The sequence below is a fragment of the Paenibacillus cellulosilyticus genome (genome assembly GCF_003182255.1).
GTDB classification, from domain to species: Bacteria; Bacillota; Bacilli; order Paenibacillales; family Paenibacillaceae; genus Paenibacillus_T; species Paenibacillus_T cellulosilyticus.
Genome location: NZ_QGTQ01000001.1, coordinates 32,179 through 54,438 on the forward strand (window position 1 = coordinate 32,179; position 22,260 = coordinate 54,438).

Annotated in this window: 17 protein-coding genes; 1 reads left to right on the forward strand and 16 read right to left on the reverse strand. The window is 52.9% G+C overall.

Annotation, left to right across the window (positions count from 1 at the left end):
- Positions 1–321: 321 nt before the first annotated feature.
- From DFQ01_RS00110 to ftsE, 5 genes are all read right to left on the reverse strand, one after another.
- On the reverse strand, positions 322–1,794 hold the full coding sequence (locus DFQ01_RS00110; RefSeq protein ID WP_110041848.1) for a PDZ domain-containing protein: 1,473 nt from the start codon (positions 1,792–1,794) through the stop codon (positions 322–324).
- Positions 1,795–1,968: 174 nt separating this feature from the next.
- Complete coding sequence (locus tag DFQ01_RS00115) at positions 1,969–3,432, reverse strand: S41 family peptidase (RefSeq protein ID WP_110041849.1); 1,464 nt, start codon at positions 3,430–3,432, stop codon at positions 1,969–1,971.
- A gap of 208 nt (positions 3,433–3,640) precedes the next feature.
- On the reverse strand, positions 3,641–4,855 hold the full coding sequence (locus DFQ01_RS00120) for a murein hydrolase activator EnvC family protein (RefSeq protein ID WP_110041850.1): 1,215 nt from the start codon (positions 4,853–4,855) through the stop codon (positions 3,641–3,643).
- 10 nt (positions 4,856–4,865) lie between these two features.
- Complete coding sequence (gene ftsX, locus DFQ01_RS00125) at positions 4,866–5,783, reverse strand: permease-like cell division protein FtsX (protein ID WP_110041851.1); 918 nt, start codon at positions 5,781–5,783, stop codon at positions 4,866–4,868.
- Complete coding sequence (ftsE, locus tag DFQ01_RS00130) at positions 5,773–6,459, reverse strand: cell division ATP-binding protein FtsE (RefSeq protein WP_110041852.1); 687 nt, start codon at positions 6,457–6,459, stop codon at positions 5,773–5,775. Before ftsE ends, ftsX begins: the two co-directional genes overlap by 11 nt.
- Positions 6,460–6,911: 452 nt before the next feature.
- Between ftsE and DFQ01_RS00135 the strand changes: the two genes are divergently transcribed.
- The gene (locus DFQ01_RS00135; protein WP_110041853.1) at positions 6,912–8,399 is read left to right on the forward strand and encodes a VanW family protein; all 1,488 of its coding nucleotides are present in this window, start codon (positions 6,912–6,914) and stop codon (positions 8,397–8,399) included.
- A 347-nt stretch (positions 8,400–8,746) separates the two neighbouring features.
- Here DFQ01_RS00135 and abc-f read toward each other — a convergent pair whose 3' ends face one another.
- From abc-f to DFQ01_RS00185, 11 genes are all read right to left on the reverse strand, one after another.
- Positions 8,747–10,552 (reverse strand): ribosomal protection-like ABC-F family protein, encoded by a 1,806-nt coding sequence (gene abc-f / locus DFQ01_RS00140; protein WP_110042352.1) that lies wholly within the window; start codon positions 10,550–10,552, stop codon positions 8,747–8,749.
- An 863-nt stretch (positions 10,553–11,415) separates the two neighbouring features.
- Positions 11,416–11,499: a putative holin-like toxin gene (locus DFQ01_RS32060; protein ID WP_219993687.1), complete on the reverse strand. Its 84-nt coding sequence runs from the start codon at positions 11,497–11,499 to the stop codon at positions 11,416–11,418.
- Positions 11,500–11,672: 173 nt separating this feature from the next.
- Positions 11,673–13,088, reverse strand: a complete 1,416-nt coding sequence (gene argH / locus DFQ01_RS00145) for an argininosuccinate lyase (protein WP_110041854.1) — start codon at positions 13,086–13,088, stop codon at positions 11,673–11,675.
- A gap of 85 nt (positions 13,089–13,173) precedes the next feature.
- On the reverse strand, positions 13,174–14,409 hold the full coding sequence (locus DFQ01_RS00150; protein WP_110041855.1) for an argininosuccinate synthase: 1,236 nt from the start codon (positions 14,407–14,409) through the stop codon (positions 13,174–13,176).
- A gap of 97 nt (positions 14,410–14,506) precedes the next feature.
- Positions 14,507–15,466: an ornithine carbamoyltransferase gene (gene argF / locus DFQ01_RS00155; RefSeq protein WP_110041856.1), complete on the reverse strand. Its 960-nt coding sequence runs from the start codon at positions 15,464–15,466 to the stop codon at positions 14,507–14,509.
- A 123-nt stretch (positions 15,467–15,589) separates the two neighbouring features.
- A complete protein-coding gene (locus tag DFQ01_RS00160; RefSeq protein ID WP_110041857.1) occupies positions 15,590–16,813 on the reverse strand; it encodes an acetylornithine transaminase in 1,224 nt (407 codons plus the stop codon).
- Positions 16,814–16,884: 71 nt separating this feature from the next.
- Entirely contained in the window at positions 16,885–17,670 is a 786-nt protein-coding gene (gene argB / locus DFQ01_RS00165) for an acetylglutamate kinase (RefSeq protein WP_110041858.1), read from the reverse strand.
- 24 nt (positions 17,671–17,694) lie between these two features.
- The gene (argJ, locus tag DFQ01_RS00170) at positions 17,695–18,933 is read right to left on the reverse strand and encodes a bifunctional ornithine acetyltransferase/N-acetylglutamate synthase (protein WP_110041859.1); all 1,239 of its coding nucleotides are present in this window, start codon (positions 18,931–18,933) and stop codon (positions 17,695–17,697) included.
- A 381-nt stretch (positions 18,934–19,314) separates the two neighbouring features.
- Positions 19,315–20,367, reverse strand: coding sequence for an N-acetyl-gamma-glutamyl-phosphate reductase (gene argC / locus DFQ01_RS00175; protein ID WP_110041860.1), 1,053 nt, complete (start codon positions 20,365–20,367; stop codon positions 19,315–19,317).
- Between the two features lie 225 nt (positions 20,368–20,592).
- Positions 20,593–21,492, reverse strand: a complete 900-nt coding sequence (locus DFQ01_RS00180) for a YitT family protein (protein ID WP_110041861.1) — start codon at positions 21,490–21,492, stop codon at positions 20,593–20,595.
- Positions 21,493–21,640: 148 nt separating this feature from the next.
- Complete coding sequence (locus DFQ01_RS00185) at positions 21,641–22,237, reverse strand: MBL fold metallo-hydrolase (RefSeq protein ID WP_174812866.1); 597 nt, start codon at positions 22,235–22,237, stop codon at positions 21,641–21,643.
- Positions 22,238–22,260 lie beyond the last annotated feature (23 nt).

Here is a 22,260-nt window from a genome sequence, read left to right on the forward strand (position 1 = left end):
TCCATTTGACATCATTAACGGACGTTATAAGTTTTATAGCACAACAAGTAAGCTTTGCCCCAAAGGGGCATGCGATTCTCTCCACCCAAGTGTACGAGAATGCGACTCTGTCCTTCCTAGGTTCCCCCTTCCGGGGTCCAGGGGACGGGAGTCCCATGGGGTCCTCCCTAGCAGGGAGGATTTAGGTGGGTAGAAAACAACAAAAAAAGAATGCCTATAATGTGTTCATTATGGCATTCTCGTATGAATTTTAGTATGGACGTTTCTCGGGTTTATATGGAGAAATGTAGCGTGAACTATAAACTGAGGATCATAACGCTACTATCGTTTCGAGCGGCGGAGCGGTGTTGAAGGTTCAGCTTCAGTTTTTGCAGATAACGTCTCATCCGAGACACGGTCTGCGGAAGTGTCACCCGTACCGCCTTCCGGCAAGCTTTCTACTACCACTTCCGAGGCTGCTGGAAGTGCGAGAGCTGCGGCTTGTTCGCGGGCTGCGAGGCTGCCGCTGCCATAGTTCAGTTCTCTTCGCTTCGTGGCGCGGCTGCGCCATAGCAAAGCAATGAACGAGCCTGGTGACGGCTCTGCATAGAAATCCGCTTTGTCGTCCGGCGCTAGGATGACGCCGAGCTGATGATGCTCGCCGGCATAACGCGACCGCTGGACGAAGCGCTGTTCGCCTTCGCGATTGAGCACCTCCAGCTTACAGAACGCCGAATTCCGGTGAAGCGCCTCGTACAGCTCTTCCTTCGTTCGAACGCGAACCCCGTTCACCTTGTGCAAAATTTCGCCGCTTTGCAGCCCCATCTGCGCTGCCGGTGTACCCGGTACTACACCAAGCACCATCAGTCCACGCTGGTCATGGACGAACAGCGGCGTGCCTTCCGATTCCCGCTTCGCACTGGACCAAATAAGCAGTTCATGCAGCAGCAGTGCAGCAATCGCGGCAACTGGCAGCAGTGACGGCAGCCACGCTGCAGCTAATGCAGCAACCGCTACCGCTGCGCTGTACCAGAGCAGCGATTTCGCCGCTAGGCGTGCCTTGTTCTCCGGCAGCTGCGAGCGCGTCCACTCGGTGAAGCCAATAACCATCGGCAGCGCCGTGAATGACCAGCTCCCGGATGACGCATGCTCGCCGCTTAGCAGCGGCAGCAGCGGTGTCCAATCCAGCGCCGCACCATCTGAGCCAGTCGGCACGAGCAGCAGCAGCGGCACTGCCCAGTAGCCCTGCAGCTGGTAGGCGCCAATCAGCTTGCCGCGTTTGCCCTCCATAAACATCGGGGTCGCGAACTTCGTGCCCTGCCGTCGAACAAGCAGCGCCTCTGCACCATGCAGCAGAGCAACGAGCAGCAGCACAGCTGGCATATCGATCGCAGCAAGCGAAGCCGCCCGCTCATTAATCCAGCCTGAGCCGTCCTCCAGATGGACGAACGTATTCAGCCATTGCAGAATGCCGAGTACCCCAGCCGCATACGCAAAGCATAAATAACGCAAACGCAGCAGCGCCAGTATCGCTGCTGTTCCCCACAGCCACATCGCAGCTTCAGCCGTGAGCTGGGCTCCTATCAGCACGGATATGCCGGACAACACCACGCCTACTGCAAGTCCCGCGACAATCGTTCTAATCAGCAGAATAGGCCATACATGCAGCCGAACACTGAATAATCGCCGTTCAATCCATGTACCACGCATATATAAAAAACCAATAATGATAACAGCTATATAATAATAAGGCTGTGCCAACGCATGCAGCACACCATCTCCAATTAATCGCAGCCATTGCAACGCTGCATCCACACGATCATCCTCCTCGTTGTTGAATGTAAACGCGTTATGCTGTCGGGCTGAACACCAACCTTACATATTTTCGACATCTGTAACGATATTCCTTCCTGTATGTAAACGATCGGTCGGCTTCGTAAACAACAGAAAAGAGCGCCTCACGGCGCCCTTCTCCAGTTTCTCGTCCAATCAACTTGCCTTCTTCAGCTTCTCACGCACAGTACCAAGCGCTTTGTTCAACTGAACATCATTCGCCGGATTGCGGATCCAAGCGACGACACCTTTCTCGATTGCATCAGCAGTCGCATTATCGACGACGCCTGTCACCGGAAGGCTCGACGATTGCTGGAACTGCCGAACAGCCTTCTCCGTCGATTCGCTGAAATAGCCATCGGTACGATCCGTCTTATAACCAAGCGCATTGAGCATATGCTGCAAGCTGCTCACGTCGTCACCGATTTGGTCCTTCTTGAGCGGCTCCGTACGGGACAGCTTCGCCGTCTTATACACCTCTGGCGCAGCGACGGCAATATCCGGCTCGATGCCTTTCTCATGCACCCATGTTCCGTTTGGCGTCAACCATTTGGCGATCGTCATTTTCACCAGGCTTCCGTCGCCCAATGACTTATCGTAGCTCACCTGTACGGTACCTTTGCCAAACGTCTTAGCACCAACCAGTACTGCTCCTGCCGACTGCTGCAGCGCCCCCGCCAATATTTCTGAAGCACTCGCGCTTCCTTCGTTAATCAGAACCGCCAACGGGTAGTTGCGTCCCGGTCCTTTCGATTCCGTCGTTTCCTTCGTCCCTTCACGATCCTCAACCTGCACCATCGTCTTGCCTTGTGCAATAAAAGGCTCTGCGATCGCAAGTACGACAGGCAGCACGCCACCTGGATCGTTACGAACATCGATGACTAGCCCCTTCATGCCTTGGTCCTCAAGCTTCTTCAGCTCTTCAGCGAAGCGCTCCGCCGTATTCTTGGAGAACTGGCGAATCTCAATGAGGCCGATGTTGTCCGTCTTCATCGAAGCGTACACCGTCTCCACATCAATATCGTCGCGAACTAGCTCTAGACGAATCGGCTTGTTGACACCGGCGCGCTGGATTTCCAGCTTCGCCTTCGTTCCTCTTGGTCCACGGATTTTCGAAACGGCATCATTCAGCTGCAAGCCCTCCAGCTTCTCGCCGTTCACAGAAAGGAGTACATCCTTCGGCATTACGCCGGCACGCGAAGCAGGTGAGTCTTTGATCGCAGAGATAACAACAACTTTGCCGTTCTCGATCGTCACCTCAGCACCGATACCGGTGAACGAACCGCCAATCGATTCGGAAAAATGCTTCGCAGTATCCTTCTCCATATAGACGGAGTAAGGATCGCCGAGCGACTCCATCATCCCTGCAATCGCGCCGTTGATGACCTTCTCGCGTTCTACGTCCTTGTAGTACTTGTCCTCGATCAAATCCATGACCGCTCCAAGCTTGGCTTCCTCCTTCTCGCTCAAGCCTTCGCCTTCAGCAGCGGCTTCACTCGCAGCGGGGATGCCTCCAAGCTTCTGCATGACCCACTTATCGGTTGCCATAAGCGTCCCAAGTACCGATATCATCATCGTCAGGACGACAAATACGGCTACTGTACGCAATTTGAAATGCATGTCTCCACCACCTTGTCTGTCCATCTCCAGCCCACTGGGGCCGCCACTATGCAGCAGCCGCACCCGGCACAACTAGTAGTATATGACAAGCTTTTCCGTTTTATTAGAAGTCATCTAACCATGCATAAACAAGATGAGCAAGCTCGCATAAAGGTTAAAACATGTGGAAACGGAGCCACGCAAGGTGGCTCCGTCTCATCAATTTTGCTTATTTCAAATAGCTTGTTGGATCTTTAGGCGTTCCGTTCACGCGCACCTCGAAGTGCAGATGGTTACCCGTCGAGTTGCCCGTGGAACCAACCTCTGCGATTTTCTCGCCGCGCTTCACGCTATCGCCGACTTTAACCTTTATGCCGCCGTTGCGGATATGGCCATACAGCGTCCACAAGCCATTGCCGTGGTCTAGAATAACCGTATTGCCGTAACCGCTTGTCCAGCCTGCCGTAATGACTACGCCGCCTTCGGCCGCATAGATGCTCGTGCCTTCTGGTGCCGCCATATCAATACCCGCATGCAGCTTCTTCGTATGATAGATCGGATGAATACGATAACCGAAGCCGGAGCTGATACGATAGGAATCCTTAAGTGGTACTGCCAGCTTGCCGCCCGTGTAGAATACGGTCTGCTTCTTCTGCTCCTCACGCTTCTTGCGCTCCAGGTCAGCCTGCTTCTTCGCCAGATCAACCATGAGCTGCTCTTGCTCTTCGCTAATGTCTTCGAGCTCTTCCATCTTCTGATTGTACTCGGCGATCAGCTTTTCCTTTGTCTTCTCCTTCTCAGCCAATACAGTCTGATAATCATCAAGCTTCGTGTACATTTCTTTCACATCGCTCAGCTTATTCTCGATTTCCACTTTCTTCTGTGCGATGAGCGCTTTATCCTTCTTGTGCTGCTCCAGCACATCTTTATCCTGGTTTACAATAGCCTGCAATGCATCGAAACGGTCCACAAAGTCCGTAAAGCTCGTTGCGCTCATTAACACATCAAGGTACGAGACAACGCCATTCTGGTACATGAGTCGCAGCCGCGACTGAAGCATTTTGTCACGTTTCTCGACGCGATCCTCTGCCTCTTCCAGCTGCTGACCTGCTTGCATCAGGTCGTCTTCTGTCTGGTCGATTTGCTTCTGAACGCCGTTCATCTGCTGCCCAACCTCATCAAGCTGCTTCAAAATTTCATTCACGGAGCTTGCAGCCTGATTCTTGAGCGCAAGCACATCTTTGCTTTCCTTCTCTGCCGATTTCTGAGTGGCAGCCGCGTCCTTGGTCTGCTTCTTTATGGCTTCCAGCTGTTTGTTGATCTCGCTGATTTTGGAGGCCGCTTCAATTTCGGGTGCCGCTGTCCCCGTCTGCCACACGGTTGCCGCTATGAGAAGCGCTGTCGTGACAGCCGTCGCCTTCTTCCACGTTCCTGACCTTTTCACGCTTGATCACCTACACCTTCAAATACTTGCGCACCGAAATGGTACTGCCCCAAACGCCAATCAACGTACCTATACCTACGAGCGTAACCGTCAACAAAAATGCAACGTCATGATATTCAACAAGCGTGATCATCGCTAAGCCTAAGTCGAACTTCGTCATTGCGATCAGCTTGACGTATCCATACAACAGCACGATCGCCGTAAGCAATGACGCACTAAATCCGATCAGCGCACCTTCAATAAAGAACGGCCAGCGGATAAACGCATTCGTCGCGCCGACGAGCTTCATAATACCAATCTCACGACGGCGGTTAAGAATGGTCACCTTAATCGTGTTCGAGATGAGGAACATAGCCGTTACAGCCAGACCTATCACGATGACGAGTCCGACATTGCGCACTGCATCCGTCGCTTTAAACAGCTTCTCGACTGTGCCTTGTCCATACTTCACGTTCATAATCGGCTTCGTCGCGTCTGAATTGTTAATGGCCTTGATCCGATTCGCAACATCTGCAATCGTCTTCGGCTCGAACACTTCGACAGTGAAGGAGTCCGGCAGCGGGTTGTTCGTCTCATCGAAGCCCTCTAGCAAATAATCGGCATCCTCGCCTAAGCTCTTGCGCAGCAGATCGAGACCTGCGTCCTTCGAGACATACTCCACACTTTTCACATCGACCATGTTACCAATTTCATTATTCAGCTTATCGATTGTCGTCTGGTCCGCATTCAGCTGCAGGAAGACACGAATTTGAACCTGACTCTCAATCTGCTGAGCAAAATGGTTTACGTTCAGCGAGAGAAGCAGGAAAACACCTAATATAAACAACGAGATGAAAATCGAAGAAGCAGACGCGAACGACATCCAGCCGTTGCGAACAACGTTCCTGACCCCTTCCCGAATATGACGAACGATCGTTCTAAATTTCATAACCGTACTCCCCTCTTGCCTCATCGCGTACGATCTCGCCATTCTCGATAGCGATGACGCGTTTACGAAGCGAGTTCACGATTTCACGGTTATGAGTTGCCATAATGATCGTCGCGCCGCGGAAGTTGATCTCCTCCAGCAGGTTCATAATGCCCCATGAGGTCTCGGGGTCAAGGTTGCCTGTCGGCTCGTCCGCTACGATAACGGACGGATTGTTAATGATCGCGCGCGCGATTGCGACGCGCTGCTGTTCGCCACCCGACAGCTGCGTCGGCAGGCTGTTGTGTTTGCCTTTCAGGCCAACGAGCTCGATGACTTCCATCGTGCGCTTGCGAATGAGCTTCTTCGGCGCTTCGATAACTTCCATGGCGAAAGCTATATTTTCAAAAACGGTCATCTTCTGCAGCAGACGGAAGTCTTGAAAGATAACCCCGATATTACGTCGTACATAAGGAATTTTGCGCGGCTTGAGCTTGCCAATGTTGAAGCCGTTGACGGAGATTTGACCTTTCGTTGGTACTTCTTCTCGGTAGATTAGCTTCATAAACGTCGATTTGCCCGCACCGGACGGTCCGACAAGGTAAACGAAATCGTTGCGATCTATTCGAACGGAGACGCCGCGGAGCGCGTGAGTGCCATCCGCATACGTCTTCCAGATATCCTGCATTTCAATCACGTTATCACATCCTGTAAGTTGTCAGCGCTACTATTTCGACAGGAATATTCGAAATCCTCTAAAATCCCGTCACATTCCGCGTTTTTAAGAATTCTAATCCAATTTCCATTCGACACGATCATTGTGCGGAAAACGTCGACCTCATGACCCCGTAAGCTCCAAAATGTTTCATGCACATCGGACAGGCCTTCCAACTTTTATTTCATTTTAGGCGCGAGCCCGCCTTGTCTACCGTAACTTCCGAACTTGTCCTTGCGTCTTACAATTATCCAATGTTTAGGGGGTTTGTGTGACAGGCTGTCCGCTTCAGTTGAAACGTTGACGAGTTCGAGGTTGAACGGGAGAAGAACGCTTATTGCTCGTTGTGTCGAGGGAGTGACGAATAGAGAACCACGCGGTGCTGCGGCAGGCCGCAGCAATCGCTTGTGATCTAAGGGAGGAGCAAACGAGGAATGAAACGAATCCATGTGTTGTTCATTATCGTGCTGGGCTTGCTGTTGGTTGCTTCTACCGGCTGGGGTGCCGTATGGATGTACGCGAACAATTCGAAGGTTCCAGAAGGCGTGACCGTTGACGGCATCCAGCTCGGCGGAATGGAAGTCGGCGAAGCCGCTTCACTGTTGACGAAATATACGGATCAGTGGGAGCAGCAGCAGACGGTCATTCAAGCCAATGATGCTGACGTATCGTCGGATTCTCGTGCATGGACGTTGAAGGAGCTTGGCTATGATGCAGACGCATCTGCCGCCATTGCTGCTCTGAAAAAGCTGCAGGAAGGCGATCTGATCGATCGTGCGCGCTATCGGCATTCCTTCGAACAGACGCTGTCCATCGACTACTCTTTTGAGCCAAAGGCGTTCGACAAGGCCATCCGCCAGCAATGGGGTTGGATTGACAGCAGCGCAACGACCAACGCCACTCGTGTCATCACAGCCAACGATCGAGTCGTCTATACGCCCTCCCATAATGCCTACCGGCTCGATGTCGATACGCTGCGCAATCAAGTAAACCAATGGGTCGAAGACTCGCAGACAACGGCAGCGACGAATGCAGCCGATCTGACAGCGCTGGGCACACGTAAGCTGGAGCTCCCGCTTCCGATCAAGACCGTCGAACCCGAGGTGACATTGGAGAAGCTCAAAGCCGAAGGCATCGACCGGATGATTATGTCGTTCACGACCGACTTCGCGAGCAGCGCGGAAGGTCGCGCCTATAATGTTACGTCCACCGCCAAGGTCTTGAATGATGTCGAGCTTGCACCCGACGAGGTGTTCAGCTATGGCAAGATCGTGGCCGCTACGGAGAAAAAATACGGCTACCGCGAAGCGCCGGTCATCCAGAACGGCAAGCTCGTTCCGGGCATCGGCGGCGGCATCTGCCAAGTATCCAGCACCCTATATAACGCCATTATCCGCGCGGGACTCGATATCGTCGAGCGGCGCAACCACTCGCTGCCGGTGTCGTATCTGCCGATCGGTCAAGACGCGACGTTCGCCAGCGGTGCGATTGACTTCCGCTTCAAGAATACGACGGGCAAGCACCTCATCATCCGTACCGTCGTTGAGGATCGCAAGCTGACAGTGAAGCTGTTCGGCACGCTGCCGGACAATGTCCGCTACGATATCGAGTCGATCACGACGAGCACGATTGAACCGACGATCCGTGAAACGGTCAGCGACACGCTGCCGCCGGGCGGGCGCCTTATTACGCAGCAGGGCAAGCAAGGCTATGTAGTTGAGACGTATCGCACGCTCGTGCGCGATGGCAAGGTTGTATCGCGCGAGCGGCTGTCGAAGGACAAATACAACGCGCAGCCAACGCTGGTCAGCATCGGCAAAGGCACGGAGCCGAGCAGCAAGCTTGGTCCAGGCGCGCCGAACGATGCGGAGCAAGCGCCAATTATTGAAGACGGCGTAGGCACTCAGGCGCCAAGCGCTTAAAGGTATAGGTAAATAAGTGCAGCCGCCCGCGTACTGTCGCGCGGGCGGCTGCTTTTATTAATGGGTGTTAATGGGTGGAGCTAAGACCTTTCAGTGTGGCTTTGGTACGCTTAATTCGTAGTGCCTGGACCTGCGAGCATTTACGTGTAGTTGAACCACACTTATCGCACCAACTCCGCTTCTTGGCGTCCGATAAGCGTAGCTATTCCCTACTTAATCAGCGATCCACAGGTCATTACGCGGTTAACAGTGACGCTAAGTGTGATCTTAGCACGCTTAATCGTTCTTTCGGAGCGTCTGCGAACAATTAAGCGTGGCTGGACCTCCTTAACGACATTACACGACCGTTACGTCTGCTGGAGTCCACGCTTGCGTGCGGCCAATTCGCGGAATTCGGCATCGAGCTCTTCGTAGCGGCCGTCGCCTTGTGCATGCTTCGCCAGTTCGCCTAGCACATAGGCAATCTGGTTGTCGAGCAGCATGAGCTGCTCTTTGCGTTCCTCTTTGCTCATAGCAGTCGTGGAGGTCGAACATGCAGCTGTGGCTGTGGGCTTCACGTCCTCTGCCGCACGCTGTGCGATTTTGTCCGTGTATTCCTTCAGTCCACTCTCCTGCTTGCTGATGGTCCCGTTGTTGAACACGAGCAGCTTGTCGCAGATTCGTTCGACGAAGTAGCGGTCATGGGAGACAACCAGCAGCGTGCCATCATAGTCGATCAGTGCCTGCTCCAGCTGCTCCCGGCTTGGCAGGTCGAGATGGTTCGTCGGCTCGTCAAGGATGAGTACGTCATGCTCCTGCATGATGAGTCGTGCCAGCTTCACGCGCGTCCGCTCCCCTAGGCTGAGGTCTCCGATTGAACGCCGAAGAATCGATTCATCCAAGCCCATGTTGGCCAGCATCGTGCGAACCGCGCTCTGCTGCTCCCGGCTTGGGAACGCATCCTCAATCATCGCTATAACCGTCTGGTTCGGCTTGAGGTCGGATACGTCCTGCGTCAAGTAAGCAATGCTTGCGGCAGGACTGATCCACATGCGGCCTGCGTCCGTCGTCTCTTGGCCGGTCATGATTCGCAGCAGCGTTGTCTTGCCGCAGCCGTTCGGGCCAAGTAGACCAATACGCTCGCCACGCTGAACGAAGAACGAGCTATTGTCGAACAACTTTCGCTCCCCAAACGATTTGTGAAGCTGCAGCGCCTCGACAATCCGTCGTCCCCGCTTCGCTGGCTGATCCCATCCGAAGCGCACCTCTGCTTCTTCCTTCGGCTTCTTCACACCTTCAAGGTCGATCTTCTCGAGCCGATGAATACGGGATTTGATCTGCTGATCCATCTTCTTCGCCTTCGAACGGTAGAACTCTTTGACGCCGGCGCGCATCTCGGCCATTTTGCCGACCTTGCCCGCCTCACGGTGCGCCTTGTCGGACCACTGCTTCAGACGCGCGATCTCATCTTGAATCTTCCGTTCGTACTTCGTCTGCTCGATATATTGGTGCAGCTGACTGGCATATCGGCGCGCTTTCTCTTCACGGTAGAACGTGTAATTGCCCGGATAGCTCGTCACCGCGCCTTCGTCAATCTCAATTGTCCGCTTCGTCGCGCGGTCGAGGAAATGCCGATCATGCGAAATGACAATGACCGTACCCTCGAAGCTCTTCAGCTCGTCGATGAGCCACTCTACGCCTTGCAGATCGAGATGGTTCGTCGGCTCATCAAGCAGCAGCACATCCGGCTTTGATGCCCAAATGTCCGCGATCGCCAGCTTCGTCTTCTCGCCGCCGCTAAGACCATCGAACCGATTCTCATCCCAATGGCGAACCTTCGCGAGCCCCAACTGACTGGTCAGCTCGAGGAAGCGCTCCGTGTCGCTATACCCTTCTCGATTCCCGCTCATTGCTCCCATGCCAGCAAAGGTGTGGACCGTATAGGAGGTCGATTGAAGCAGATAACCAATGTTCAAATTCGGACGATGCGCCCGAATCATCCCGTCATCCGGCTGGAGGCCGCCGAACAACAGGTTCGCCAGTGTCGTCTTGCCTGCGCCATTCATGCCGACAAGGCCAATCCGTTCCCCTTCTGCTATGTCGAAACTGATTCCGCTTAGCACCGTATGGTCGCCGAAGCTTTTTTTCAAATTACGTACGCTAATAAGTGTCATATGCATCCCCGCTTTGTTCTCTTTTTCAGAGGTAGTTCAAAAAGTCCGCTTGTGATCACGAAGCATGACATGAAGCATATTCGGCATCGAATCTTGAATGAAGCAGAGACTTCCGGTTCTCACGTAGCACACCACTACGCTCCGATCCTCATTCCCTGCTTCATCCAACCTTCTCGGTGCTGACAACCGAACTATTTGAACACGCATTTCTACTACTGACAAGGGCAATGACATTCGAATGAGGACAACTAACTAAGGTGAAACCTTATGCTGGGGTGGATATCAAAAAGCCGCAAGCGATAGGCTTGCGGCTCGGATAGACGAATATTGGGTGTTTGTTAGCTGCCGGTTTCCTGCCTAATGATAAGGCAAAAAAGCTGCGTCAAAACATACTGTCGTCCAAAACGAAACATCTATCGTCGTTGTTAGAACGGCGATGATCGTTTCATCTTGAGAAATCCCAAGTCTGAGTATAAGTACAAGGTGAAACTTATACTGTCTTGGTAGACCGTACGTATTATTGTCGCAATATCGGCAAGGAGTATTCTCCAACAGACACACGTATCCCTAATCCGCTCCGCCATAAGCAAAGCTCGTTGTCGTAGTTTATTCGAATTTCATAAACGACAATGAATTAGTTCCACATGATATCGAGTTGGATACCTCCTAAAGATTTGCTGTATCGTAAACATACAGCAATTAAAGTGGTTCCATCATAGCATTCCCTCTGCTCAATGGCAATACGACAACTGCATAAAATCCACAAATTAGGCAAGCTCAAAGTAAAGGGAGCGGCGGGCAAAGCCGCTCGTCATGCTTGTACAGCAGTATGGGTAGGCTGCCGCGTCAGCGCGAGCAGCGACCTACTTCTTCTTATGAAAGGCAAGCACCGTCACTACGAGCATCGCGAACGAGATCATGAGCGTCAACGCCTGATACACTTCCATCCTCCCACCCCCTTCTAGGAGGCCTCAGCCTACAACGGGCCTTCTGTACTGTTCTGCTGTCTGTTCTGCCATTATACCAACTTTCGCCTACTATGAGAACATACGTTCGTACTATTCTTATAAAAAAAGCACCCTGCCGTATAGGCAAGGCGCTCTAGATGATATTGCACGAATTAGCGGCTTTTCTCCGCAAACTCAGTTACCCAAGCGGCCGTTGCATCGAGCTCGCGCTCTGCACGGGTAATCGCATCCGTTACTTGCGGCGTTGCCGTACCGCCGTATACGTTGCGTGCGTTCACAACGTTCACGGGCTGCAGCACTTCGTAGATGCGATCATCGAACAGCGGCGAGAATTGCTTGAACTCGTCGAGCGTCAGGTCGAGCAGGTATTTGTTCTGCTGGATGCAGTACAGTACCGTTTTACCAATGACCTCGTGCGCTTGACGGAACGGCAGTCCTTTGTTAACGAGGAAATCGGCGATGTCCGTTGCGTTCGAGAAGTCTTGATTGACCGCTTGGCGCATAACGTCCTTGTTTACCTTCATTGTCGTAATCATTGGTGCGAACAGCTGAAGCGCGCCTTGCAGCGTACGAACGGTATCGAACATGCCTTCTTTGTCTTCCTGCATGTCTTTGTTGTACGCGAGTGGCAGCGACTTGAGCACTGTCAGCAGGCCAATCAGGTTGCCGTAAACGCGGCCCGTCTTACCACGAACGAGCTCAGGCACGTCTGGGTTCTTCTTCTGCGGCATGATGGAGCTGCCTGTGCAGAATGCATCGTCCAGCTCAACGAAGCGGAATTCCGTGCTCGACCAGAGGATGAGCTCTTCAGAGAGGCGCGACAGGTGCATCATGATGATCGATGCGTGCGACAAGAACTCCAGGATGAAGTCACGGTCACTTACTGCATCAAGGCTGTTCTCGTATACACGATCGAAGCCGAGCTGCTTCGCAACGAAGTGGCGGTCGATCGGGAACGTCGTTCCTGCGAGCGCGCCAGCGCCGAGCGGCAGCGTGTTAATGCGCTTGTAGCTATCTTGCAGACGCTCAGCATCGCGGCCGAACATCGATACGTACGCCATCAGATGATGAGCGAACAGAATCGGCTGCGCACGCTGTAAATGCGTGTAGCCCGGTACGATGGTATCGAGGTTCGCTTTGGCTTGCTCCAAAAGCGCCGATTGCAGCTTTTGCAGAAGATCAACGAACTCGACAACGCGCTTGCGCAGGTACAGGTGCATGTCCGTCGCAACTTGGTCGTTACGGCTGCGGCCCGTATGCAGCTTGCCGCCAACTGGACCGATATCTTCGATTAGTGCTTTCTCGATGTTCATGTGAATGTCTTCATCAGCGATATCGAATTCCCAGTCGCCACGCTTGATGCGCTGAAGTACACGGTGCAAGCCGTCCTTGATCGTATCCACGTCGTCAGCAGGCAGGATGCCTTGCTTACCAAGCATCGTTACGTGCGCGAGACTGCCTTGTACGTCTTCTTCTGCCAGCTCTTTGTCGAACGTAATCGAAGCTGTATATTCTTCAACCAGTTGGTCGGTTTTCTTCGTAAACCGGCCGCCCCAAAGTTTGCTCACTTGTCAAACACTCCTCTATGTCCTAATACGCAGAAATAAGAGTCTGCCGATGAGACCCTTATTCCTGTTTCCGTGCAAAATGATCTTATTTACGGTTTTGCTCTACACCGGACGATACTTTCAGACGAAGCGCGTTCAGGCGGATGAAGCCCGTTGCATCGCCTTGGTCGTATGCTTGCGTAGGGTCTGCTTCCATCGTCGCGATATCTGGGTTGTAAAGGCTCACTGGGCTTTGAACGCCAGCGCCGATAACATTGCCTTTGTACAGCTTCAGGCGTACAACGCCTGTTACGTTCTTCTGGCTTTCCGTTACGAGTGCTTGCAGCGCAAGGCGCTCAGGCGCGAACCAGAAGCCGTTGTATACGAGCGTAGCGTATTTTGCGATCAGGCCGTCACGAAGGTGCATAACGTCGCGGTCCATCGTGAGCGACTCCATTTTGCGATGAGCCGTGAACAGGATCGTACCGCCTGGCGTTTCGTACACGCCGCGGCTCTTCATGCCAACGAAGCGGTTCTCAACCATGTCGACACGGCCGATACCATGCTTGCCGCCAAGCTCGTTGAGCTTGTCCATAACGCCAAGCGGGCTCAGCTGCTCGCCGTTAATAGCTACGCAGTTCCCTTGCTCGAACGTCAGTTCAACATATTCGGATTGGTCTGGCGCATCTTCAGGCGATACGCTCAGGACGTACATATCTTTAACCGAGTCAGCGCTTGGATCGAACCAAGGATCCTCAAGCATGCCGCTCTCGAAGCTGATGTGCAGCAGGTTGCGGTCCGTGGAGTAAGGCTTCGCAGCGGATGCCGTTACTGGAATGCCATGCTTCTCTGCATAAGCGATCATCTCAGCGCGGCCTGGGAATTCCGCACGGAATTCTTCGTTGCGCCAAGGTGCGATTACGCTGATTTCTGGTGCCAATGCAGCAGCCGTCAGCTCGAAACGAACTTGGTCGTTGCCTTTGCCCGTAGCGCCGTGCGCGATTGCCGTTGCGCCTTCAGCACGTGCGATGTCAACCATACGCTTCGCGATGAGCGGACGCGCGATCGACGTACCGAGCAGGTATTGGCCTTCATACAATGCGCCAGCTTGGAACATTGGGTAGATGAAGTCTTGTGCGAACTCGTCGCGGAGGTCGTCGATGTAAACTTTGGATGCGCCCGTTGCGAGTGCTTTAGCCTCGAGACCGTCGAGCTCGTCCTTTTGACCGATATCAGCCGTGAACGTGATGATTTCTGCATCATACGTTTCTTTCAGCCATTTCAGAATAACGGAAGTGTCCAGACCGCCGGAGTAGGCGAGTACGATTTTTTGCTTTGCCATGATTGCTTACGCTCCTCTATATTCGATCTTATTGATAATGTCATGCCGCGAGGCGCGGAGGCGCGCTTGCAGCGAATGATTGAAGGGAAAAGCCTTACTACATGATAGCAGCCATAATCGCTTTCTGCGCGTGCAGACGATTCTCGGCTTGGTCATAAATAATCGAGTTTTTGCTGTCGATAACGCCTTCGCTGACTTCTTCCCCGCGATGCGCTGGCAGGCAGTGCATGAACAGATAGTCTTTCTTCGCGTACTTCGCCAGATCTTCGTTCACTTGATAGTTCGCGAATGCGAGCTCACGCTCTTTTTGTTCGGCTTCGAAGCCCATGCTCGCCCATACGTCCGTATAGACAACGTCAGCATTTTCGATTGCTTCACGCGGATCGCGGCACATTTGGATAACCGAGCCTGTAGATGCAGCAACAGCCTTCGTCTGTGCGACGATGTCCGGATCTGCCTCGTAGCCTTCTGGCGAAGCTACGGACATATTCATGCCGAGCTTCGCAGCGCCCATGAGCAGCGAGTGCGTCATGTTGTTGCCGTCGCCGATGTAGGCGATCTTCAGACCTTCTAGGCGGCCTTTGTGCTCAAGCACCGTCTGGTAGTCGCACAGCACTTGACATGGATGCTCGGAGTCCGTCAAGCCGTTGATAACAGGTACTGTGGAAGCACGCGCCAGATCGATAACGATCTTATGTGCAAACGTACGAATCATGATGCCATCGAGGTAACGGGACAATACTTGACCCGTATCCCAAATTGGCTCGCCACGGCCGATTTGCAGGTCGTTACTGCTAAGGAACAAGCCTTGGCCGCCGAGCTGGTAGATACCAACCTCGAACGATACGCGCGTACGCGTCGACGATTTCTCGAATATCATACCGAGCGTCTTGCCTTTCAACGGCTGGTACAACTCGCCCGCTTTCTGCTTCTTCTTAATATCAATGGCGAGGTCGATCAGATAGCGAAGCTCTTCCGACGAGTAGTCGGACAATGCCAGAAAATCGCGTCCCTTGAGTGACGCCGCCAGTTCTTCTTTCAACTGTTGCTGTTGCATTCATGTACCTCCTAAAAGCAATTTGCGTTACTGCTTTGATCAGCTTCCTGCAAGCAAATTGCTCGCTTCGAAAGCATAAACCAAGCAATTTGCGTTACTGCAACTTCATCTATATCGGTTAACTTAACCTCTTTTGTTCAGCAGCTGCGCCAAAATCGTAACCGCTTGGTCGATTTCTTCCTTCGACACGAGCAGGTTCGGCAGCAGACGAAGCACGTTTGGTCCTGCCGACAATACGAGCAGACCTTTCTCTTGTGCTTCCGTAATAATCGGAGCAACCGGCTCCGCGCATTCAATGCCGATGAGCAGACCGAGACCGCGTACATCCTTCACGAACGAGCTGTGCGTCGTCTTTGCGCGCAGTTGGTTCATCAGGTATTCCCCTTGCTTAGCTGCGCGCTCTGCGAGCTGCTCTTCAAGGATTGTCTCGAGCGTTGCCTTAACGGCTGCCGTCGCAATTGGCGTACCGCCAAACGTCGAGCCGTGGCTGCCGGGGCCAAACGCTGCACGAAGCTCTTCCTTCGCGCCCATCGCGCCGACTGGGAAGCCGCTGCCGAGACCTTTTGCCATCGTGAAAATGTCTGGCTCTATACCGTAATGCTCATGCGCAAACAGCTTGCCCGTACGCCCCATGCCCGTCTGTACCTCGTCGATGATGAGCAGCGCGCCGCGCTCGCGGCACAGCTTCACCAGACGATGCAGGTAAGCTGGATCAACTAGGAGTACGCCGCCCTCTGCTTGAACAAGCTCGAGCATAACCGCAGCCGTCTTATCCGTAACAGCCGCTTCCAGCGCAGCAAGATCATGAAGCGGAATGTAGTTGAAGCCTTCTGGCAAAGGAGCAAAGCCTTCTTTGACCTTCTCTTGGCCAGTTGCTGTCAACGTCGCCAGCGTCCGTCCGTGGAACGATTGCTCAAACGTTACGATCTCGTAGCGTCCGTTGCCCAGCACCTTCTGCTGATAACGACGAGCGAGCTTGATCGCCGCTTCGTTCGCTTCTGCCCCCGAGTTGCAGAAGAAGACTGCGTCAGCTGCACTGTTCGCCGTAATGAGCGCAGCAGCAGCCTCTTGGTTCGGAATGCGGAACAGGTTGGAAACATGCCACAGCTCGTCGAGCTGTTTCTTAACAGCTTCCTTCACGCGTTTCGGCGCATGACCCAAGTTCGTCACGGCAATGCCGCTGACGAAATCGAGATATTTGTTACCTTTGTCATCCCACAGCCAGCTGCCTTCGCCCTTAACAAGCGACATGGGATATCTGGCATACGTCGGGAACAGCGCTTCGCCTGCGCCAGACTGTCCGTTCTGCGCTGCTCCTGCAGCAGTTGGTTTCACTGCTTCGCTCATTTCAATTTCCCCTTTCCTATTGTCCCATATAAATGCCGACCTCTAAACGACCTCTACAAGTAGTACAGAGACTATCGTACGATTCGCGTGCCTACGCCGCCTTCAAGTACCGCACGCGTCAGAACGCCCGGCTCGTCGCCTTTAACGATGACAACCTCGCTGACACGGCCTTGGATACATTGAATCGCTGCGCGCACTTTCGGAATCATGCCGCCATAAATTTCGCCCGAAGCGATCATCGCTTCGATCTCTTCAACGGTTACAGTTGGCAGAACCTGCTTCTCTCCATCCACCGTCTTCAAAATGCCCGGTACATCCGTTACAACGATCATCCGCTCTACACCGAGGTGGGAAGCAACTGCGCCTGCGGCCGTATCGGCGTTAATGTTGTAACGCTGCGCAGCATCATCGATGCCGATTGGCGCGATGACCGGTATGTAGCCCATGCCCATGACGCCTTCAATAACAGCGGCGTTCACGTCCGTGACGTCGCCGACGAAACCGATATCGTCCGCATTCGCAACCGGCTTCGCTTGAATAAGCTTGCCGTCTACGCCAGACAGACCAAGCGCCTTCGCGCCGTTCTGCTGGATTTTGCGAACGATCTCTTTATTGATCCTGCCCGCAAGCACCATCTCAACAACGTCGAGCACGTCGTCGTTCGTTTTGCGCAAACCGTTCACGAACTCCGTCTCAATGCCAAGCTTGCCGAGTGTATCACTAATCGCAGGACCGCCGCCGTGTACGATTACAGGGCGCACGCCTGACTGTTGAAGCTCCTTGAGCTCTGCGAAAAATGAATTAGGCAGCGCAGCAAGCGTGCTGCCACCGCATTTCATAACAAAACGTTGTTCCATATGTCCGTTCTCCTTCGCCTTCGCTTACGTCCGGTACGCCGCGTTGATGCGGACGTAATCATACGTCAGATCGCAGCCCCATGCCGTTGCCGCGCCTTCGCCATTATGCAGGTCGACGTGAATGACGACCGTGTCGCCCTTCAGGTACTCAAGCGCGGCATCCTCGTCAAAGCCGATTGGACGCGATTGTTCCAATGTGACGATATCACCGAGGCGAATATCAACCGTCTCTGGATTAACTGGCTGGCCAGCACGACCTACAGCCGCGATAATACGTCCCCAGTTCGCATCTGCGCCGAATACAGCGGATTTCACGAGGGAGGAGCCGATAACTGTTTTCGCGATTGCTTGTGCCGAATCGTCGCTTACAGCGCCGCGCACTTGCACTTCAACGAGCTTCGTTGCGCCTTCGCCGTCGCGAGCGATTGCTTTGGCAAGCACTTCACATACGTAGCGGAGGCCTGCTGCGAATGCGTCCCATCCTGGGTGTGCTGGCGTCAGCGTCGCGTTGCCTGCAAGACCGCTTGCCATTGCAACGAGCATGTCGTTCGTGCTGGTGTCGCCGTCAACCGTAATCATGTTGAACGTCAGATCCGTCGCTTGACGAAGCAGCGTTGTCAGTTCAGCGCTTCCGATAGCCGCGTCCGTCGTAACGAAGCCGAGCATCGTCGCCATGTTCGGGTGAATCATGCCGGAGCCTTTCGCTGCGCCAGCGATGTGAACGACTTGTCCATCCAGTTCAAGGCGAACGCAAGCCGTTTTCTCAACAAGATCCGTCGTGAGGATCGCTTGATTGAAATCTGCTGCACCTTGCACGTCCGCTGCCAACTTGGCCGGGAGTTTCGCAATACCGTCACGAACGCGGTCCATTTTTAGGTTTTCGCCGATTACGCCCGTCGATGCAACCGCAATGTGCGCTGCCGGTACGCCGATTGCTTCTGCGAACTTCGCGCGCATCTCGAATGCATCAGCTTCGCCTTGCTTGCCCGTGCAAGCATTCGCGTTGCCGCTGTTGACGATTACGCCGCGCAGCAGCCCCTCTTCGCCGATGCTGTCTTTCGTTACGAGAATCGGTGCCGCTTGGAATACGTTTGTCGTGTACACGCCCGCAGCCGATGCTGGCACTTCACAAATAATCGCGCCGAGGTCATGGCGCGTTGTTTTCTTCAAACCGCAATGCAGGCCGCCGGCTTGAAAGCCACGGGGCGTCGTGATGCTGCCGTCAGCCACGATGTCGAATGCCGCTGTAAGGTTGTTTGCCATCGTTTGTGTCTCCTTTAGGATGTTATAAGTGCCTGGGTTGGTGGTGAATGGTGATGTTAGTTAAAAGGACGAGCTTGCAGACACCGCTGCGCGTGCGATACATTCTTCCAATCGCTGTTGTTCTCGGATTGTTCTGATCTTATAAATTCAGATAGGGTAACAATCCGAGTAACAAAGGCGACCACTACGTTTCTCCAGAATGTATTCGCCTGCTTCGCTCCATGCTGGTGCGCGGCACTTCAACATCCTGGGGGTTATATAGGTTGGTTGCTCCGCCGTGCTCTACGAGCGGCTTCGCTAACTTTAAACACTAGTTAGTTGGTCGTTCGCTGCATGTTGCGTATAGCCCATCAGTCGATAGCGAACAGACTAGTCTCTTACTTATGGATAAACCGGTACAAAGTTGAGGCCCAGCGTTTCGTCCCAACCCATGGAGAGGTTGAGGTTTTGGATCGCTTGGCCGGCTGCGCCTTTGACCAGGTTGTCGATGACGGAAACGATTGTTACGCGGCCCGTGCGAGGATCGACGGAGAAGCCGATGTCGCAGTAGTTGGAGCCCCATACTTCTTTCGTCTTCGGCCATTTGCCCGTGTCGCGAACGCGAACGAATTTGCGTCCCTCGTAGTATTCGCGATAAAGCTGAACAAAGTCCTCGTCTTTACGATCGCCAATAACGGATGCATACATCGTGGACATGATACCGCGTGTCATCGGCACCAGGTGTGTCGTGAACGTGGTTGTCACTGGCTTGCCAGCAATATCCGTCAGCACTTGCTCGATCTCTGGGATATGCTGGTGCTTGTTGATTTTGTACGCGCTGAAGTTCTCGTTCAGCTCCGAGTAGTGCGTGCCAAGGCTCGCACCACGGCCCGCGCCGGATACGCCGGATTTGGCATCAATAATGATCGTTGCCGGATCAATCCAGCCCGCAGCTAATGCTGGAACGAGGCCAAGCAGCGTTGCGGTTGGGAAGCATCCCGGGTTCGAGATCAGGTCTACGCCCTGCACACGGTCACCGTATACTTCTGCGAGTCCGTATACAGCTTGCGCAAGATACGCTTCGTCTGCTGGCGTTTTCTTATACCACTGCTCGTACAGAGCAGGTGATTTCAATCGGTGGTCACCGGAAATGTCGATAACTTTCAATCCCGCCTCAAGCAGCTCAGGCGTCAGCTTCGCTGCAATGCCCGCTGGTGTAGCAAGAAATACAACATCTGCTTTGGCACGAATCGCTTTCGCGTCGACACCATCCAGCAGATCGGTACGGATTTCAACCAGGTGTGGAAACCCATCTGCAATAGGTGTTCCTTCACTCGAAGATGACACTACCGACGTCACGTTGACGTACGGGTGACTGGCCAGCAAACGGATCAATTCCACGCCGCCGTAGCCAGTAGAGCCAATAATGGCTGCGTTCAATGTATGGTTGCTCATTAACGTCTCTCCCATCGTTATTGAAGCCAAATTTATGCTTGGACTTATTTCCCTAATAACCCATTGTACATGATTCCGCGTCAAAGGGAAATGAACGTTTCCGTAACTAACTTCGTATTATTATACAACCACACTAATATAAATACAACGACAAAAAAGCGGCTTTTTCCGCGCCGCTATGCGCTTTGTCGTGGTTTGTCGATCACTCCATTATACACGCCTCATTCACTCAATCTTAAACCCTTGACCAATGACCTCAGCGGTCTGGCTGATGATGACAAAAGCGCCAGGATCAGCAGATCGAATGATGGCCTTCAGCTTCGGAACCTCGTTCTGAGAGACAACAACCATCAGCACAACTCGACGTTGTCCCGTATAGCCCCCATGTGCATCGAGCTCGGTCAATCCACGATCAAGCTGTGTCAGCACGGCATCCGCCAGCTCCTCTGCTCGGTCGCTTATAATGAAGGCTACTTTGGAGAGCGCGAGCCCGGTCTGGAGCAGATCGATTGTTTTACTCGTAACAAACAATGCGATAAGCGCGTACAGGGCATTTTCCGGAGAAATCAGAATTCCCGCAAGCACAATGACAAGACCATCGAAACAGACAACGGTTATGCCGAGCGACAGCCCGGAGTACTTGTGAAGAATTTGAGCTGCAAGGTCTGTACCGCCGGTAGAACCACGTCCTCGGAAAACAAGCCCAAGACCTAAGCCAACACCAACACCACCATAGACGGCTGCGAGGAGCGGATTGTCTGTAGGCGGCGGCCAATGCGCAGTGAGCAATACGAACAATGGCAGCATAAATGATCCGAGCAGCGTCTTAAGCGCAAAACGTTTGCCCAGCAGCCACAGCCCGGCAAAGAATAGCGGAATATTAATCGTCCACTGCGTGTACGCAGGCTGGATCCCGAGTACTTGCTTGACAATAATGGATAAGCCCGAGACCCCGCCTGAGGCGATGCTATTCGGCACAAGGAACAGATTGAAGCTTGCGGCAATGATAAAAGCGCCGACCAGCAGCTGCGCAACCGCCCATACCGCTTGCGTCCGCGGATTCGCTGGTTCAGTGACGCGGCGTCGGCGGGTTCGAGAGGATTTGGTCGATTGGGGTTGATTCATGGTGTAGGTACCTCCTTGCACATATAACATATATAAGTTTGCGTCATTAACATTATGTACGTCCGTACATACAGGGGGAGCATATTACAGAAAGTCTGATGTGTATTGTGCCCAAATAAAAAAGCCTGCCTCATTTGGCAGACTCATGTTACTCAATTGAAAATTCATGCATATAGCCTGGTTCCCCATGCCCAGGAAATATGACACAATCTATAGGCAACGATTTCAGAAATGGCACCGTAATCTCGGAATACTTCTTTTTACTTCCTCCAGGCAATCTTGTAATCGTGGACTTGCCTTTAATTAGACTGTCGCCAGTAAATACAAACTTATCATCTATTCGAATACATACGCTTCCATCCGAGTGTCCCGGTGCATGTATAATCTCGATGTTGTGATTCTCCCATTCGAAACACTTATAGTCATTGAAAGTCTCATCCGATTTACAACGATATGGCTGAACACGTGCCTCTGGCAACTTTGTCTCAGATGTGTAAAAAAACAAGAGTGCATCAAAATAAGCTGAAGCATTTTTTCTAGGGTCTAACATATTTTGTGCACATTGATCGATAGCAATTACTCTACAGTCGACATTGTCTCTCATCCAGTTGATTCCGGATATATGATCATAGTGTTCGTGTGTAGGCAATATGGTTACATCTTTAATGTTATTATCCTTCAACAGTTGTAACGCATCCGCATTCACACAAGGATCAATAATGAGAGCCTTGTCATTAGAAAGCATAAGATACATTCTTGAATCTATAC